The 15,996-nt window shown below is 67.6% G+C and carries 16 protein-coding genes; 9 read left to right on the forward strand and 7 right to left on the reverse strand.

All coding sequences use genetic code 11. The features are described 5' to 3' along the window. Positions 1-15 precede the first annotated feature (15 nt). Positions 16-381, reverse strand: a complete 366-nt coding sequence (locus ACQ260_RS10540) for a DUF3817 domain-containing protein (RefSeq protein WP_432559387.1) — start codon at positions 379-381, stop codon at positions 16-18. A gap of 35 nt (positions 382-416) precedes the next feature. Further along, positions 417-1,238, reverse strand: coding sequence for an SURF1 family protein (locus tag ACQ260_RS10545; RefSeq protein ID WP_432559388.1), 822 nt, complete (start codon positions 1,236-1,238; stop codon positions 417-419). Between the two features lie 24 nt (positions 1,239-1,262). Here ACQ260_RS10545 and ACQ260_RS10550 point away from each other — a divergent pair, with 24 nt between their 5' ends. Genes ACQ260_RS10550 through ACQ260_RS10565 form a run of 4 tightly spaced genes read left to right on the forward strand, consistent with a single transcriptional unit; the run spans position 1,263 to position 4,439 of the window. After that, positions 1,263-1,439 (forward strand): hypothetical protein, encoded by a 177-nt coding sequence (locus tag ACQ260_RS10550; RefSeq protein ID WP_432559389.1) that lies wholly within the window; start codon positions 1,263-1,265, stop codon positions 1,437-1,439. After that, positions 1,436-2,077 carry a GNAT family N-acetyltransferase gene (locus ACQ260_RS10555; protein ID WP_432559390.1) on the forward strand — a complete coding sequence of 214 codons (642 nt, stop codon included), beginning with the start codon at positions 1,436-1,438 and terminating at the stop codon, positions 2,075-2,077. The genes ACQ260_RS10550 and ACQ260_RS10555 overlap by 4 nt, the downstream gene beginning before the upstream one ends. Further along, positions 2,074-2,550 carry a ribonuclease E activity regulator RraA gene (gene rraA / locus ACQ260_RS10560; RefSeq protein ID WP_432559391.1) on the forward strand — a complete coding sequence of 159 codons (477 nt, stop codon included), beginning with the start codon at positions 2,074-2,076 and terminating at the stop codon, positions 2,548-2,550. Before ACQ260_RS10555 ends, rraA begins: the two co-directional genes overlap by 4 nt. Next, a complete protein-coding gene (locus ACQ260_RS10565) occupies positions 2,547-4,439 on the forward strand; it encodes an alpha/beta hydrolase family protein (protein ID WP_432559392.1) in 1,893 nt (630 codons plus the stop codon). The genes rraA and ACQ260_RS10565 overlap by 4 nt, the downstream gene beginning before the upstream one ends. Before the next feature lie 54 nt (positions 4,440-4,493). On the opposite strand, the gene ACQ260_RS10570 is transcribed toward ACQ260_RS10565, so the two are convergent. Beyond that, a complete protein-coding gene (locus tag ACQ260_RS10570) occupies positions 4,494-5,105 on the reverse strand; it encodes a flavin reductase family protein (protein ID WP_432559393.1) in 612 nt (203 codons plus the stop codon). Between the two features lie 125 nt (positions 5,106-5,230). Between ACQ260_RS10570 and ACQ260_RS10575 the strand changes: the two genes are divergently transcribed. Together ACQ260_RS10575 and ACQ260_RS10580 are read left to right on the forward strand one after the other, a co-directional pair. Next, a complete protein-coding gene (locus tag ACQ260_RS10575) occupies positions 5,231-5,686 on the forward strand; it encodes an OsmC family protein (RefSeq protein ID WP_432559394.1) in 456 nt (151 codons plus the stop codon). Positions 5,687-5,715: 29 nt separating this feature from the next. Next, complete coding sequence (locus tag ACQ260_RS10580) at positions 5,716-6,546, forward strand: alpha/beta fold hydrolase (protein ID WP_432559395.1); 831 nt, start codon at positions 5,716-5,718, stop codon at positions 6,544-6,546. Between the two features lie 111 nt (positions 6,547-6,657). Here ACQ260_RS10580 and ACQ260_RS10585 read toward each other — a convergent pair whose 3' ends face one another. The 4 genes from ACQ260_RS10585 to trxB form a co-directional block, all read right to left on the reverse strand. After that, the gene (locus ACQ260_RS10585; RefSeq protein ID WP_432559396.1) at positions 6,658-8,355 is read right to left on the reverse strand and encodes a hypothetical protein; all 1,698 of its coding nucleotides are present in this window, start codon (positions 8,353-8,355) and stop codon (positions 6,658-6,660) included. 94 nt (positions 8,356-8,449) lie between these two features. Beyond that, a complete protein-coding gene (locus ACQ260_RS10590; RefSeq protein WP_432559397.1) occupies positions 8,450-9,094 on the reverse strand; it encodes a hypothetical protein in 645 nt (214 codons plus the stop codon). A 45-nt stretch (positions 9,095-9,139) separates the two neighbouring features. After that, positions 9,140-9,460 carry a thioredoxin gene (gene trxA / locus ACQ260_RS10595; RefSeq protein WP_432559398.1) on the reverse strand — a complete coding sequence of 107 codons (321 nt, stop codon included), beginning with the start codon at positions 9,458-9,460 and terminating at the stop codon, positions 9,140-9,142. A 107-nt stretch (positions 9,461-9,567) separates the two neighbouring features. Further along, a complete protein-coding gene (gene trxB, locus ACQ260_RS10600; protein ID WP_432559399.1) occupies positions 9,568-10,518 on the reverse strand; it encodes a thioredoxin-disulfide reductase in 951 nt (316 codons plus the stop codon). Positions 10,519-10,636: 118 nt separating this feature from the next. Between trxB and ACQ260_RS10605 the strand changes: the two genes are divergently transcribed. The 3 genes from ACQ260_RS10605 to ACQ260_RS10615 all read left to right on the forward strand — a co-directional run bounded on the left by ACQ260_RS10605 (position 10,637) and on the right by ACQ260_RS10615 (position 15,995). Continuing rightward, positions 10,637-12,421 (forward strand): outer membrane protein assembly factor BamB family protein, encoded by a 1,785-nt coding sequence (locus tag ACQ260_RS10605; RefSeq protein WP_432559400.1) that lies wholly within the window; start codon positions 10,637-10,639, stop codon positions 12,419-12,421. Continuing rightward, positions 12,418-14,292: an amino acid adenylation domain-containing protein gene (locus ACQ260_RS10610; RefSeq protein WP_432559401.1), complete on the forward strand. Its 1,875-nt coding sequence runs from the start codon at positions 12,418-12,420 to the stop codon at positions 14,290-14,292. Before ACQ260_RS10605 ends, ACQ260_RS10610 begins: the two co-directional genes overlap by 4 nt. A gap of 80 nt (positions 14,293-14,372) precedes the next feature. Continuing rightward, positions 14,373-15,995: a carboxyl transferase domain-containing protein gene (locus ACQ260_RS10615; RefSeq protein ID WP_432559402.1), complete on the forward strand. Its 1,623-nt coding sequence runs from the start codon at positions 14,373-14,375 to the stop codon at positions 15,993-15,995. Position 15,996 lies beyond the last annotated feature (1 nt).

Below are 15,996 nucleotides of genomic sequence, written 5' to 3' on the forward strand. Positions count from 1 at the left end.
CTGTTCGGCCTGCGCTCAGCGCAGGATCGGTGCGCCCTCCGCGGCGGCGAGTTTCTGCTTCACGTCCTTGGTGGCGAATCGCTCGGCAACGAACGAAAGGAACGGCACCGTCCCCGCGAGCGCAATCGACAGCAGGCGCTTCCAGGTCCACCTCACGCGCCGGCCGAGGTCGACAGCGGTGATGAGCAGGATCATGTACAACCACCCGTGCGCTACCCCGCACACCGTGTTGATCCTGCCGCCGAGGGCGTTGAGGTTGGGGTCATACGCGAGGTACTTCAACGGCAGCCCGATGCAAATCAACACGACCAGCAGGATGCCCACGACATAGGCCATCACCTGATAGCGCGTGAGTGCCCCACGCACCGCCTTCACATCCACGACGATTCTCCCGATCGAGTTCGAGCCCGCCATCGTCACGCGACTGGCGGCTTGTCCACAGTAGTCCGGTCCTCAAGGCCCGTTTTCATGGTCCGCACAGCGTCATCTGTGGACAATTGGGCGGAGTTGTCCACATTATCCCCAGGCTCCTCCACAGATTGCTGACCGCTGGCCATGAAACCGGTGCCTTTGGCGGCGTCCCGCGAAAGCTTCACCGTCGCGGCGACCGCTGCGGCGGCGAAGATCCACCACTGCAACGCGTACCCCTGATTCCTTGCATGGCCCGCATTGCTCGGCAGAGTGACCTCAGCCGGCGTCAGCCCCTGGGCCCGGGCCAGTTCCGCGTCCAACACCACGAACCCCGGCACGAGTGGCTGATCCCACAGCTGCGCGATCCGCGGCAGGCGGACCGACCCGATCTGCCCTTCGGGCAACTCGGACCCCGGTTCACCTTCACTCGGCAGGAGCACTCCCCGGACGCTGGTCTCACCACTCGGCGGCGCTGCGGGGGCTCCCTGCGCGATGCCGCGCTCGACGGGAACAACCGAGCCATCGGGCAGCTGGAAGGCGGTGAGCACGCGGTGCTGCGTCGCATCGCCGTGCACCGGCACCGTCAGCTGCTGGGCAGCCAGGAACTCCCCGCGGGCCTCAACCGTTCGGCCATAGCCGTCGGCGGGCATCTGCCCGACCGGGGCAGCCTCCGCCAAAGGGACGGCGGGCTCGTGCATGCGCTCGATCAGCGCCTGCTGCCCTTGGTTCTGAAAGGATTCCATCTGCCAAAGGCCGAGCCCGAGCATCACGGCGGTCACGAGGAGCCCGAGGGACCAGATCACGAGTTGTTGCCGACGCTTGTTCATCGGCCCTCATTCTACGATGGACCCATGACTGGCTCCCGCTATGAAGGACCGTTCGTCAAGGTCATCGGTGACGAGGATCTTCTGCAACCCACACCACTGCGGATCGGCTGGCTCATCGTCGGGCTGATCGGGGCGATCGTTCTGGGCTTCGCGATCGGCCTGGCCGCGCCGCGGCGCAACCCGGTGCGCATCGAGCAATGACCAGAGTCCGCGTCCGGCGCCTCGGCACGACAGATCTGCACCGTCTTCCCGAGACGTGCCCTCTGTGTCCCTTGGGGGCGGGGCATCAGCCGGGCCTCGATCCCGGCGGCAACGGGGCCGCGACCTGGGCTCGCGCCGCCGAGACCGACTGGGGCTTCTGTGGTCTCGGGATCGTGCAGCAGGACCGCGTGGTTGCGTACCTTCTGCTCGCCTCCCCCCTCCACGTCCCCCGCGTTGGGCCCCAGAGTGGATTCGGACTGAATCCGGATGCCGCGGTGGTGATGTCGGTGCGGGTGCTCGAGCAGTACGCGCGGCTGGGCCTGGGGAGACAACTCGTTCAGGCTGCGGCGGCGCGGATGGTCCGCACACCGTTTCAGGCGCTCGAAACGCGGAGCACGACCGGCCGGAGCGGCTGCGCGATCCCGCCGCCCGGATTCCTCGAGGCGGTCGGGTTCACGGTGATCGATCCGCATCCATTGGACCCGCGCTATCGGCTCGACCTGTCGCGGACCGTTCGCTGGGTCCCTGACCTGCGGCCCGCGTTCGACCGTGTGCTCGATTGGGTCCGCCCCCTTCCACCCGAACCCGCTGGGCGCGCCCACCAGGGCCCGTCCGGCGGTCTAGGCTCATCCACATGATCGAACCCAAGGGAACCGCTGACCTCGTCGACGAAATCGGACCGGAGGTCCGCAGCTGTGATACCCAGTTCCGCACGATGGGTGGGCGCGAGCAGTTCGCGGGCCGCATCGTGACAGTGCGGTGTCATCAGGACAATGCGCTGCTCAAGTCGATCCTCGGTGAGCCCGGGGAGGGCCGGGTCCTCGTCATCGACGGCGGCGGCAATCTGCACACGGCGCTGGTCGGTGACCTCATCGCGGAACTCGGTCGTTCCAACGGCTGGTCCGGGGTCGTCGTCCACGGGGCGATCCGGGACTCGGCGATCATCCGCGATATGGAGTTCGGCTGCAAGGCGCTGGGGACCAACCCGCGCAAGTCGACCAAGACCGGCGCCGGTGAGCGCGATATGGTCGTCTCGTTCGGCGGAGTGGATTTCGTGCCGGGCGAAGTGCTGTACGCGGACGCCGACGGAATCGTGGTTCGAGCGGAATGACTGACGCGACGCCGTTTGGCGCGTGGACCTCGCCCATCGGCACCGACCTCATCACCGGCGGCCAAGTCGGGCTCGCCGAGGTCGTCGTCGACGGCGCCGACGTCTTCTGGCTGGAGTCCCGCGCCGACGACGGCGGACGCACGAGCCTGTGGCGGGAATCCGCCGGTCACCGCAGCGAGGTCACGCCCGGACACTACGTGCGGTCCACCGTCCATGAATACGGCGGCGGAGCGTTCGACGTCGCCGACGGTGTCGTGGTCTTCTCGAGCTTTCCCGATGACGTCGTGTGGAAGGTGCAAGAGGGCGGCGAAGCGGTTCCGCTGACCGATGGTTCGAAAAGGTACGCCGGCTTCCGAGTCCGGCCAGACCTCGACCTCGTCCTGGCGGTCCGGGAGGACCACACCGCAGATGCTGACGAGCCTGTCGCCAGCATCGTCGCGCTCGCGCTGTCCGATGGGCAGGAGACCGTGCTGGTGACCGGTGCCGACTTCTACAGCGGGATAGCCGCGGGTCCGGACGGCAGGCTGGCTTGGTGCGAATGGGACCACCCGAACATGCCGTGGGACACCACGTGCATCCGGACCGCCCGGCTCGTCGGCACCGAGGTGGTCGACATCGAGACGGTGGTGCACAGCGAAGGCGTTTCCGCCGTGCATCCGGCGTGGTTCCCGGACGGTCGGCTGGTGCTCCTCAGCGACGAGTCGGGGTTCTGGAACTTCAACGTGTTCGACGGCAATTCCGTGACGCCTCTCCATGCGCACCCCGCCGACTTCTGCGGCCCCGCCTGGCAGCTGGTGCGAGGCCCGTTTGCGGTCCTCGACAACGAACGGATCCTGTGCACATGGCTCGAGCGCGGCATCGCGCAATTGGGTTGTCTGCAGGACGGGGAACTGGAACCGTTGCCGACCAACCAGGTGAGTGTCGACGCCCTGGCGGCTTCCCCCGAGCGGACGGCAGCGCTGGTGGGTTATGCAACCCGGCCCCGCGAGATCGTGGACATCCTGCGACCGTCCGGCGAGATGCGGCCGTTGCGGGTGTCGGCCACGGTCGAACTTGATCCGGCGTATCTCTCGACCGCACAGCCCATCTCGGTCGGCACCCCACCGGTGCATGCCTGGTACTACCCACCCACCAACCCCCGCCATCGCGGCCTGGAGGACGAGTTGCCTCCGCTGCGAGTGTTGTCCCACGGTGGTCCCACGGCGTTCTCGCCGCCGGCGCTGCGGCTCGAATACCAGTACTGGACCTCCCGCGGCTATGCGATCGTCGACGTCAACTACGGCGGATCGACCGGTTATGGCCGTGAATATCGCAACCGGTTGAAGGGCCAATGGGGCATCGTCGATGTCGCTGACTGCGTGACGGTGGCGCGTGAACTTGCGGTGGCCGGTCTCGGTGATCCCGAGCGGACCTATATCGAGGGCGGCTCTGCCGGGGGCTACACCACGCTCCGCGCCCTCACGTCGAGCACGGCCTTCGCTGCCGGCATCAGCTATTTCGGGGTTGCCGACCTGGCAGCGCTGGCCCGGGACACCCACAAGTTCGAGTCGCGCTATCTGGACGGATTGATCGGCCGGTGGCCCGAGGACCAAGCCGTGTACGCCGACCGCTCACCGATCCACCACCTCGATCAACTCGCGGCGCCGATGCTCATTCTGCAGGGCACAGAGGACAAGGTTGTGCCGCCCAACCAGGCGCAGGAGATGGCGACCGCGGTGCGCGGGAAGGGCTTGCCGTGCGCCCTCGTGCTCTTCCAGGGGGAGGGCCATGGGTTCCGCAAGGCCGCGTCCATCCGGCGGAGCCTGGAGGCGAGTCAGTCCTTCCTCGGTCAGGTGTTCGGCTTCACTCCGGCGGATTCCCTGGAAGGAGTCGATCTCAGGGAGGTGTGATCACGCCGTTGCGATCTGACCCGTGGGGCGGGTCAAAGGACAAGCGCGCCGTGCCTATTCTTCGAACTGAGGCCGGACCAGGTCGAACGCATCCCCGGGAAGGCCCCATTGAATGCGGCCGAGCCGGGAGACCGGCCGAAGGAGTTCATAGCGCGGATGGGGCTTGCCGTTCCTGCGCACCGGATCGAGGACTTCCTCCGCGAGTGCCACGCAGAGCACTTCACCGAGAACCAAGAACGAATTGCCGACTTCGACGATCCGTTCGAGCCGGCACTCCAGCGCCACCGGGGACTCCGCGACCCGGGCCGGCCGGACGAAACGCGAGGGCTCGGGGCGGATCCCCGCCTCTGCGAACTCGTCATGGCCGGGAGGGAAATTCGTCGCGGTCACATTTGCCGCACCCGCGAGGTCCTCGGTCACCAGCCCGATCACGAACTCTCCGGTCGCCCGGATATTGCGCAGTGTGTCCTTCTCGGTGACCGAGGTGAACTGCACGATCGGTGGATCGGCCGACGCAATCGTGAAGAAGGAGTGGGGTGCCAGGTTGGCGATGCCCTCGGCGGAGAGGCTGGACACCCAGGCGATCGGCCGGGGCACCACGGTTGCGGTCAGCAAGGAATAGCCCCAGCCGGCCGGCAATTCGGCGATGTCGAAACTTCGCTTCATCCCGTGATCCTAGGCGGATCACCGTCTCGGCACAGTGTTCAAAGTTCTTGACTTTCGTGGTGGGGCTTTCCCCGGAGGGTTACAGTGGCGGATAATCATCGGGAAAGCCGTCGAAGGAGCTGGCCATGACCGTGAACCCCAACTCCGTCGTCCACGTGGTCCGCACAGGACAGGGCCGATATCTCGCCATGAATCGCAATGGCATCGAGATCGAGCTGGGCCAAGGCCACGATGTGTTCTCTCCTGTCGAGTTGCTTCTTGCCGCGCTCGCTGGTTGTGCCGCGGTCGACGTGGACACCGCAACGAGCCGCCGCGCCGAGCCGGAGGTCTTCAAAGTCGGCGTGATGGCCGACAAATCCACCGAGGGTGGAAATCACTTGGAGAACGTCGAGGTCAACTTCTCGATGCGTTTCCCTGACACCGAGGAAGGACGCGAGGCCAAAGAGATGGTCGATCGAGTCCTCAAGCTGTCGCAGGAGAAGCTCTGCACGGTCTCGCGTTCGTTGGAGAATCCAACGCCGGTCGAGATGAACGTGAAGTTCTGCCAACCTTTCCGGGAGATCATCCGCGAAGCTTCGTGATCGACCGGCCGGGCTTCTAGGATCTGGCCATGAGCGAAGAGAACCCTGAAATCGGCCAGTCCGTTGATGTCGGTGGCATTGCGACCAACTATCACCGCATCGGTTCCGGCGAACCTGTCTTCCTGATCCACGGCTCGGGCCCGGGCGTGAGTGCATGGGCGAACTGGCGCTTGATTCTGCCTGAGCTGTCGGAGGAGTTCGACGTGGCGGCGCCCGACATCGTCGGGTTCGGGTTCACGGATCGCCCAGACGGTTTCGAATACAACATGGCCAACTGGCGCAAGCATCTTCTCGGTTTCGCGGACGCGATCGGCCTGGAGAAATTCTCCCTGGTCGGCAACTCGTTCGGCGGTGGTCTAGCCATCTCCATGGCAGTCAATCATCCGGAGCGTGTGGACAAGCTCATCCTCATGGGGTCGGCGGGCATCAGCTTCCCCCTCACTGATGGGCTCGACAAAGTATGGGGCTATGAGCCGTCTCTGGAGAACATGGAGGACCTCATGAAGGTCTTCGCCTGGAACCCCGAGATCGGCGCCAACAAGGACTTGGCCAAGCTCCGTTATGAGGCGTCCATCCGTCCTGGCTTCCATGAGTCGTTCTCACAGATGTTCCCCACGCCGCGGCAGAACGGAATCGAGGACTTGGCCACGCCCGAGGACCAGATCCGTCAGATCACCGCACCCACGCTCATCGTGCACGGCCGCGATGACCAGGTGATCCCGCTCGACAACGCCTACCGGTTCCACCAGCTGATCGACAACTCGCAACTGCACGTCTATGGCCAGTGCGGCCACTGGACGCAGATCGAGAAGGCAGCCGAATTCACCCGCTTGGTTGCCAGCTTCCTGCACAGCAATTGAAGCGCCCAGCGTCTGTGCCCGCCGCGGCATATGCAGAACGGCTCGCCCCGGAAGGGGCGAGCCGTTCTCTGTGCGGACCGAGTCGAGCCAGGTGACCCAACCGGTTGGGGACTACTTGGCTGTGAGGCGCGCTATCCCTCGCTGATAGTCGTTCTCTTCGCCCCAGCTCGACATGCCGAAGGCCTCGAGCGCACGGATGTCCTCGGCAGTGAACTCTGAGCCCGGGTCGAGTTGTTGCTCGAGGATGTCGGCGAAGGTCGCGATGTTGACATACATCGCCGTCTGCGCCTGTTGAGGCTCCGCCACCGCTGCCTTGAACCCAGGCTGGTCCGCCAGTTTCGACGTGGGCGCCTTGAGTTTGTCGGCATAGGCCGGGCTCAGCGAAAGATAGTTCGTGCCGTTCTCATCGAGGTGGCTGATCGGAAGGCCGACCGTGTTGAGCCGGAACTGCAGGCTGCGGAGAGCCTCCGTGTCGGTCTTGATGCGCAGGCCCACCGGCACCTGAGTCGGATCCGTCACCGCGGACGGGTCGAACCGTTCCGCCGCCACGACGAAGTCGTCACCCAGGATCGTCTCCAGATCCTGCGGCATGCGGAGTCCGGTGCCGCTGCTGAGATCGATGCCTTGGCTGTCGAGGGCGTCCTGGATGAGCGGCACATAGCTCTTGCCGCCGCCGAGACCCAACGCAGCTGCGGTGTCACCGGGCAGCTCACCCATCTGCGTGGGCGCACCCTGTGGGAGCGCCTGGTTCGCCTTGCTCACCAGGACGACCTCGGGGTTGCCTCCAGCGAAGCGGAGGGCGCCGGCCATCGATCGCGCCTGCTGCGCCGCGAACGCATCCGAGGCAGTTCCGAGGCTGCCGGCGTTGAGGTCCTGCAGCGCCTGCCCGTCGGCCCACATCATCGCGATGCCGGAGGCATCGAGCTGCGCCATGTCCTCCTTGAACTCCGCTCGATCCACCATGCTCGTGGTGTCGGCCTCGGCCAGCGCAGCCTCTGCGAGCCCCGGACCGCTGCCCACGAGCAGGAAGCCGTCGTTGAAGGCCATGCTCTCGGCGCTCAGCGCCCCGCACTCGTCGAGCTTGGTCACGGCAGCCCGCGCAGGCTCCTCCTTGTCGGCCGCCAGCACGAGCACCGATTCACCCTGCGTGCTGGCCGGCACGAACATGCCGACCTGCTTCCCGAACCAGGGATCGATGTCCTCGGCGAACGTCATGTTGCACTGCTTGTCTTCCACGAGGGCGTCGAACGCTGCCTCGCGGGGGTCGCTGCCCTCGGTGAGGGAGAAGTTGTCGCGGACGCTCGGGAACTTCAGCGCGAACCGCATGAGTTCGAGTTGCTGACCGGCACCGGGGTCGAGGTTGAGTCCAGCGATCATCGTCGCGCTTGCCGGCACCTGCTCCACCCAATCCTCACCGCCGGAGCGCAGCCCCAACGGATCGGCCACGACGACTGCGGTGCCGCCGCCGACAACCGCAAGAGCGACCCCGCCGGCGATCAGAGCCTTCGCTGCCGTGCTCAGCCCCGTCTTCTTGCCCGCGCCGGAGCCTGCAGCCGGGCCGGGTGGGGGCGCCGAGGCAACGCCGAACGGCGGCTGACCCTGTGGGTACGCCTGCGTCGCGTCCGGTCCGGGTCCTCCCTGAGGCTGCCAGTCACCCTGTGGTGGCTGGTTGGGGTTCCCCTGCGGGTGCCAGGCACCCGGTTGACTCGGGTGGCCCGACGACCAATTGCCCTGTGGCGGTCCTCCGGCAGCGGGATCGAACGGGTTGGGTCCCGGCGGGTTGACCGGGCCCTGGGGTGGCTGAGACATGCTGTTCCCTCGATAGACGGCTGGGATCGGCGGTCAGCCTAGATCCGGCCGGGGTCGCTCCGGGTTGCTGAACCGGCAGACAGCACGCCGCCCGTCAGGTCGTCTCAGCCAAGATCGCCTGGGTGACCTGCATGATCTCCTCCGGTGTTTGGTCCCGGAGCCCAATCGTCAGCACTGCGGTGCGGCCGCGGCGCACGACGCACGTGTCCAGATCGTTGCTGTCCTCCCGCCCGCACCAGCCGTTGCCGACCTGGCGCTGAGCGCGCACCCTGATGGTGTCGAACAGGGCCTTCTCGTCCTCGACCGGACGGGCGCCCACAGCGAGCACAGCGGGTTCGCCGTTGCGCAGATAGCGGGCCGAGGTGGTCTGGATGCTGCGGTCCACTCCGAAGTCAAGAGGTGCCGCGACGTCGCCGGGCTCGCGCGCGAGCTCCCCGGCGCGCAGCGGCAGAACGGGTGGCCCGGTCGGCTCCGGCTCGCTCGGGGCCTGGGGCGGAGCCACCACACCAGTCGTTCTTGTGGTGATGAACGCCACAGCACCCACGGTCACCAGGAGTGCGACGAGTGCACCGATCATGATCTTTATCGGCACGGTGGTGCGCTGCACGGGTTCGTTGACCAGACCGGGCTGATCCTCGGAGGGTTCGGTGGTTCCGGGCTCACCACCCGCCGATCCCGTAGACGAAGAACCGCTGCCGTCGCCGGGAGACCAGGGTGTCGAACCGTTCGGAGTGCTCATGACTGCCAGCCTATTGGAAGGCCCGCAGCGCGTGGCGCCTCCGACTTACAGGTGCCTCTCGATTTCCGCTGTCAGCACGGACTTCGACTTCGATCCCTGGAACGACTTGACCAGTTCACCATCCACGAAGATATGGATGGTGGGCAGCCCGTTGACGGCGTACCTCGTGGGCGTCATGTGGTTGCGGTTCGTGTCGAGCTTCACGAAGCGCATCCGATCGCCATAGGAGGCCGCGAGTTCATCGAGGATCGGTGCGAGTTGTTTGCACGGGGAGCACCAGTCCGCCCAATAATCCACCAGCACCGGCCGGCTGGATCTCAGGACCACGTCCCTGAACTCCGCATCGGTCACATCGATGACGGTCATCGCCACTCCTGTTCTCACGTCGTTGGTAGCCAGGATCTACCCCAATGTTGCCCCTACGAACAAAAAAGCACCGGCGAATCAGGAGGTCGCCGGTGCTTTTCGTTGACTCAGACCGTTGCCGAATCCTTCAGGGCGGCCAGGAAATGCTCGGCGTCCAGGGCGGCCGCACAGCCCGATCCGGCGGCCGTGATGGCCTGGCGATAAGTGTGATCGACCAAGTCTCCACAGGCGAACACGCCGGGCAGATTCGTCTTCGTGGTGCGACCCTCGACCAGCACATAGCCGTTCTCGTCGAGGTCGACCTGACCGCGAATCAATTCCGAACGGGGATCGTGGCCGATCGCGATGAACACACCCTGCACGGGCAGTTCGCGGGTCTCACCGGTGACGGTGTCGGTGAGCGTGAGGCTTTCCACCGCGTTCTCGCCCTGGATGCCGGTGACCTGGGAATTCCAGGCGAAGCTGATTTTCGGATCGTTCTCTGCGCGACGGGCCATGATCTTGGAAGCGCGCAGCTCATCCCGGCGATGGATGATGGTCACGGACTTGCCGAAGCGCGACAGGAACGTCGCTTCCTCGACCGCCGAGTCGCCGCCCCCGACAACCGCGATGTCCTTCTCCTTGAAGAAGAACCCGTCACAGGTGGCGCACCACGAGACACCCCGACCCGACAGCCGGTCCTCGTCGGGCAGCCCGAGTCGGCGATAACCGGAACCGGTCGCCAGCACGACGGCGTGGGCGCGGAAGACCTGCCCTTCCGACGTCGTGACGGTCTTGACCGCGCCGGTCAGCTCGAGCTCGACGGCGTCATCGGTGATGATCTCGGCGCCGAACCGCTCCGCCTGCGCGCGCATGTTCATCATCAGATCGGGGCCCATGATCCCGTCGGGGAAGCCGGGGTAGTTCTCCACGTCGGTCGTGTTCATCAGCGCGCCGCCGCCGTCGATGGCGCCCTCGATCACGACGGGCTTGAGCTCGGCTCGCGCGGCGTACACCGCAGCGGTCCATCCCGCCGGTCCGCTGCCGACGATGATGATGTCGCGAATCTGCTCAGTCATGCTTCTCTCTGCTTCGTTCCGGATGGCGATTGCCGTCCTCGGCTTGAACCGTTTGTCCGCGCAGACTATTCCCCCGTGCAACGGTGAACGTCCACCTTCCCGCATTAGGGTCCGGGGCATGAGCGGGCGGAGGAGGTGGGGCTGGGCACGTGGCGGGTTTCTCGCGGCGCTCCTGCTCTGGCTGTTCTTCGTCTTCGCTGTCTCCACCGCTCCGAGCGCCGCCAGGTTCACCGGCGACGAGGCGGCTTTTGTGCCGAGGGCCGGATCCGCCGCGCGTGTTCTGGTCCGGTCGGTCCCCGGTCCGGTTGGGCGTCCGGCGGCGGGTGGCGCTGAGGACGGTGCGGGGAGTACGCGGGTCCCGGCGTCCGTCGAGCACGGCCTCTTCACCGGGTTGAGCGTTGCCGCGGAGGTCCCGACGCCGATGATCGCGGCGATCCGTCCGCCCGAAGGAGTCCCCTTCGCCCAGTTGCGGTGGTGGCGGCAGACCGTCAGCCCGGACAGCGCTGACCCCGCCCAGCACCTCACCCTCAGGGCCATCACACCGGAGGGCATCTTGCTCGCCGGCCACAGCGGCCCGAACAGCATCGCCTTTCGGCCGGCCCTTCTCGAACTCCCCAGGACCGTCGCTCCGGGCATGCGGTGGTCGACGTCCGGGAGCGCGCTCGACGCCGGCGGCGCCACGGACTATCGCCACGAGGCGGAGGCCACGGCCGTCTCCGACCCGGCCCGCGCCGAGCAGGGCTGTGTCCTCGTCCACTCCACCACCACCCTGCGGGTCACTCACCACCACACCGCCACCTGGTGCCCGCGCGAGGGACTGGTGGAGGGCAGCGCGCCGATGGGCACCGAGGTGCACCCGCTCCCGAACAGCGAGTGGCCGTTCGGCCTGCGTACGCCCACCATCCCCCGCTGGCCCACCCACGGAAGCGCCACAACCCCGGAGCTCGTCCAGGGCGATCCGACGTTCGGCCACCAAGCGCCGCCCAATGATCTGCCCTCGCTGAAGACGGTGACCTCCGGCGGGACCTTGGTCGCGGTCGACCCCAACGGTGGCGGGCTGACCGGCTGGGTCGCGCGGGGCGACCAACTCGCCACGGTGTGGTGGGCGCACCCGGGCGGGGTGGTGCTCAGCCTCACCGCCCTCGACGACCGGGTGGTGGTGACGACGAGTGCGGGACTGATGGTGGCGTACGCCGAGAACGGTCGCCGGCTCTGGTCACACCACACGCCCGATCTCGCGACGGCTGGGGTAAGCGCGCTGGGGCGGGACCACCTGGTCGCCTCGACGCTCACCGGCGACCTCGTCGCCCATCGTGTCGACAACGGCGACCGCATCTGGCGATCCGCGTTCGACGGCGGCTCGGACCGGCGACCCGCCGTGCTCGGCGATCTCGTGCTGGTGACGACCAAGGACGAGACCCTCGCGGCGTTCGGGCTCGATGGGACCGAGCGCTGGCGCAGCGAGGAGCTCCTCGACACGGTCGGCGTGGCGCGCTCCGGCGGCAGTTTGCTCGTGGTCTCGGGCAGCGGCGAGGCGCTGAGGCTGGACGCGGGCACCGGGCGGGTGGTCGCCGCGAGCGTGATCGCGTTCGGCGCGGATCACCAGCGCCTGGTCGGCTCGCCGGACGGGTCGGGTGGGGCGTTGGTGGGACGGGATGGGGTACGCGTCATCGATCCCGGCACCGGACGCGAGCTCGGGTTCGTCCCGGGCGCCACGGCGGTCAGGGCCGACAGCGAGTCCTGGCGGGTGCTGACCGAGGACACATTGTTCACCCTGGACCGGCACGGAGTCGAACAGGCCAGGCTCCCCCTCACCCCGGCCGTCCCCCGCGGCCTCGCCCTCCATCCGGTCGACGGCGTTCTCTGGGTGCTCCACGCGGAGGGCGTCACGTGGATCCGGTGAGTTCGGTTCGGGCGGTGGGCCGGGTCCTGCGATTCATCGGGGCCCGGGTCCTCGGCGACCCGATCGCGGCCGGCAGTCTCCGGGAGAACCCGGCCCATCCCTGGCCGACGGGTCTGCGCCCGATCATCTTCGCGACCTGGGTGCTCTTCGTCGTGCTCGCGGGGCTGGCGGTGATGGCTGGGGCGTTGCGGCGCACCCCGATCGTCGCCGACGGCACCACGTCCCTCCCCTGGATCGCAGTGCCGGTGCTGGCCCTCGCCGTGACGACCGCGCTGGCGCTGCTGTTCACCGCGGCGCTCCACGTCTGGTGGGTCGTCCGCGTGCCCCTGCTCCTGCTCATCGCACTGACGCTCGCCGCCGCGCCCGTGGCCGACACCACGCTGCGGTTGGTCCACCAGCTCGGGGTGGTCGCGCTGCTGGTGTTCGCGATCGCCCGGTGGCGTGCCCGATTCGCGTTCTTCGAGTTCGTGGTGGCGCTCACCGTTATCGGTCATTCGCTGCTGTTGCAGTTGGCCGGTCCCTTGGTGATCGCGTACGCGGTCGAGTCCTGGCCCCTCCAGGTCCTCCTCTATTGGCTGAAGCTGCTGACCGTGCTTGCGGTCCCGGCCGCTCTGCTCGCTGCGGCCGCGATGACCGAACTGGTGGTGACGACCGGGTCGTGGACCGCGCGTGGTGTGTGGGAGGGCCTGCGGCGGCGCACCCACACAAGGTGGCCCGGACGTGCCCTGCTCGCGGTCCTCGTGGTCTGGGCGGTGAGTGCAGAGGTGTGGGCCATCGCGACGAATCCCCGACGGTCGATCAGCACCTTCCCGGTCGCCCTCCTGATTCTGGCGGTGACGGCCCTGGTGGCGCTCCTGGTGCTGCGGCAGGCCCCCCGCGGCGCCCGGCCGGCGGTGGATCCCGACGACGTCGCGGCCGCGTACTCCCCCATCTCCTGGCCGCTCGCGCTCATCCTCACCGCCTGGATGTTCCATTCCGTGCCCCTCACGCTGATCGGCAGCCTTCTCGCAATCCCGCTGGTCGACGGCGACCCGGGAAAGGTGGTCATGCTGTTCATCTATGCGGCCGCCGGCCTCGCCGTGGCCGTGCATGCGGCGCGCCGGAACCACGTCGGCCGGGCGCTCATTGCGACCGTGTTCGCGGTCGTGACGCCGGCCGCGCAGCTCCTGCTCCTCGGCGGTTGGGGCACGGCGGGCAATCAGTTGGTGGCGGTCGAGGTCGCGGCCGCGGTGCTGCTCCTCGGCTGGCTGCTGGCGCGGCGGCAGCTCACGGCGGACCGCGCGCTCGCCCTCGGCACGGTCCTGCTGTTGTCCCGGATCCACGATTTCCGCGAGGTGCTCGATGATCCCCTCAGCGCATTGCTCGCGTTGTCGGGCGCGTCCGCGGTCCTGCTGGTTGGTCTGGTGTGGCGGCAGTTGACGGAGTACGCGGCAGCGCGCGGCCATTCCCCCCGCTTCCCCAACTCGGGCCGGGTCATGCTGGCGCTGGCGAACATGACACTCGTGACGTTGTCGGTCGCGACGTTCGCGCTGTCGGCGGGGGACGCCGGCATCGTGAGCCTCGGGATCATCGAGGCCATCGGCGACTCCGAGCTCGGCGGCTCGCTGCTGCACGCGTCGATGATCGCCGGCTTGCTCCTGGCCCTACGCGGCCGTGCGGGTGGTGAGGCCGGCGTCGTCCGCGACCGGGAACTCAGTGGACACGATGTGGTCCGGCTGGGGGCGTTCCGGGCGTACGCATCTGACCCGCCCAACGGGTCAGATCGCGACGGCTCGGACTGGGTGGTCGGAGTGTCCGGAACTGACCCGCCCCATGCATCAGAGGTGGAGCGCGCAGACCCCACTCCGGAAGACCGGCCGCGACAGGGCTAAGGTCGAGGGCACAGCAGACACGACGGGGTGTCACGACTGTCACGACGCGCAGGCACAAAGGTGTGGAGGGCGGTGGTCGCGTGGACGAGGCGACCTCTCATCCTGCCCCGCCGGTGTCGGAGAGCGGTGCCCCGCACGGGTCCGGGAATCGCGCCGCGCATGAGCAATTGCTGACCGAGCTTCGCGGTCGGCTCGAGCGCGCCGCCCTCGGTGGCGGCGAGCAGGCCCGCGCTCGCCACCTCTCCCGGGGCAAGCTCCTCCCCCGGCAACGCATCGACGTCCTTCTCGATCCCGGCTCCCCCTTCCTCGAAGTCGCTCCGCTGGCCGCCGAGGATCTCTATGACGGCAAGGTCCCCGCTGCCGGCGCGATCGCGGGCATCGGGCGGGTGTCGGGCCGGGAATGCCTGATCATCGCGAACGATGCGACGGTGTCGGGCGGGACCTACTATCCGCTCACGGTCAAGAAGCACCTCCGTGGTCAGGAGATCGCAGAGGCGAACCATCTGCCCTGCATCTATCTCGTCGACTCGGGCGGCGCGATGCTGCTACAACAGGACGAGGTCTTCCCCGACCGCGACCACTTCGGTCGCATCTTCTTCAACCAGGCCCGGATGTCAGCTGCGGGGATCCCGCAGCTCGCTGCAGTGCTCGGGTCGTGCACGGCCGGCGGCGCGTACGTCCCCGCCATGTCCGACGAGGCGATCATCGTCCGTGGGCAGGGCACGATCTTCCTGGCGGGCCCACCCCTGGTGAAGGCTGCCACCGGCGAGGACGTGACCGCCGAGGAACTCGGCGGCGGCGAACTCCATGCCCGCACCTCCGGCGTCGTCGACCATCTCGCGGACGACGACTACGACGCGCTGATGAAGCTCCGCGCGATCGTCGCGACGACGCCGCCCAGGCCCGAGCCGGCCTGGGAGATCGTCGATGCCGTCGATCCGGTGCGTCCGCAGACCGATCTCTATGACATCGTCCCGGTGGACTCCCGCACCCCCTATGACATCCGCGAAGTCATCGCGACGATGGTCGACGGCGGCGAGTTCACCGAGTTCAAGGAGCAGTTCGGCACGACCCTGGTCACCGCGTTCGCCCGCCTCCATGGCCATCCGGTCGGGATCATCGCCAACAACGGGGTGCTGTTCTCCGACTCCGCGGTCAAGGGCGCGCACTTCATCGAGGTCTGCGACCGGCGCCGCATCCCCTTGGTGTTCCTGCAGAACATCACGGGGTTCATGGTCGGCCGGGACTATGAGGCCGGTGGGATCGCGAAGCACGGGGCGAAGATGGTGACGGCCGTCGCGTGTGCTCGCGTGCCCAAATTCACCGTCATCATCGGCGGCTCCTTCGGTGCCGGCAACTATTCGATGTGCGGGCGTGCGTACTCCCCCCGCTTCCTCTGGATGTGGCCCAACGCCCGCATCGCCGTGATGGGCGGCGCGCAGGCCGCGGACACGCTCGCGTCGGTTCGGGCGAATCAGGTACGCCGCAGCGGCGGCGACTGGAGCGACGACGACCAAACGGCGTTCACCGCGCCGATCAGGGCGCAGTTCGAAGCGCAGGCATCGCCGTACTATTCCACCGCCCGCCTCTGGGACGACGGCATCATCGACCCCGCCGACACCCGGATGGTCCTCGGCCTCGCCCTCTCGGTGGCGGCCCATGCGCCCCTGGATCCGGTCAACTATGGCGTGTTCCGGATGTGAT

It is taken from the genome of Ammonicoccus luteus (genome assembly GCF_050880385.1).
GTDB lineage: Bacteria > Actinomycetota > Actinomycetes > Propionibacteriales > Propionibacteriaceae > Enemella.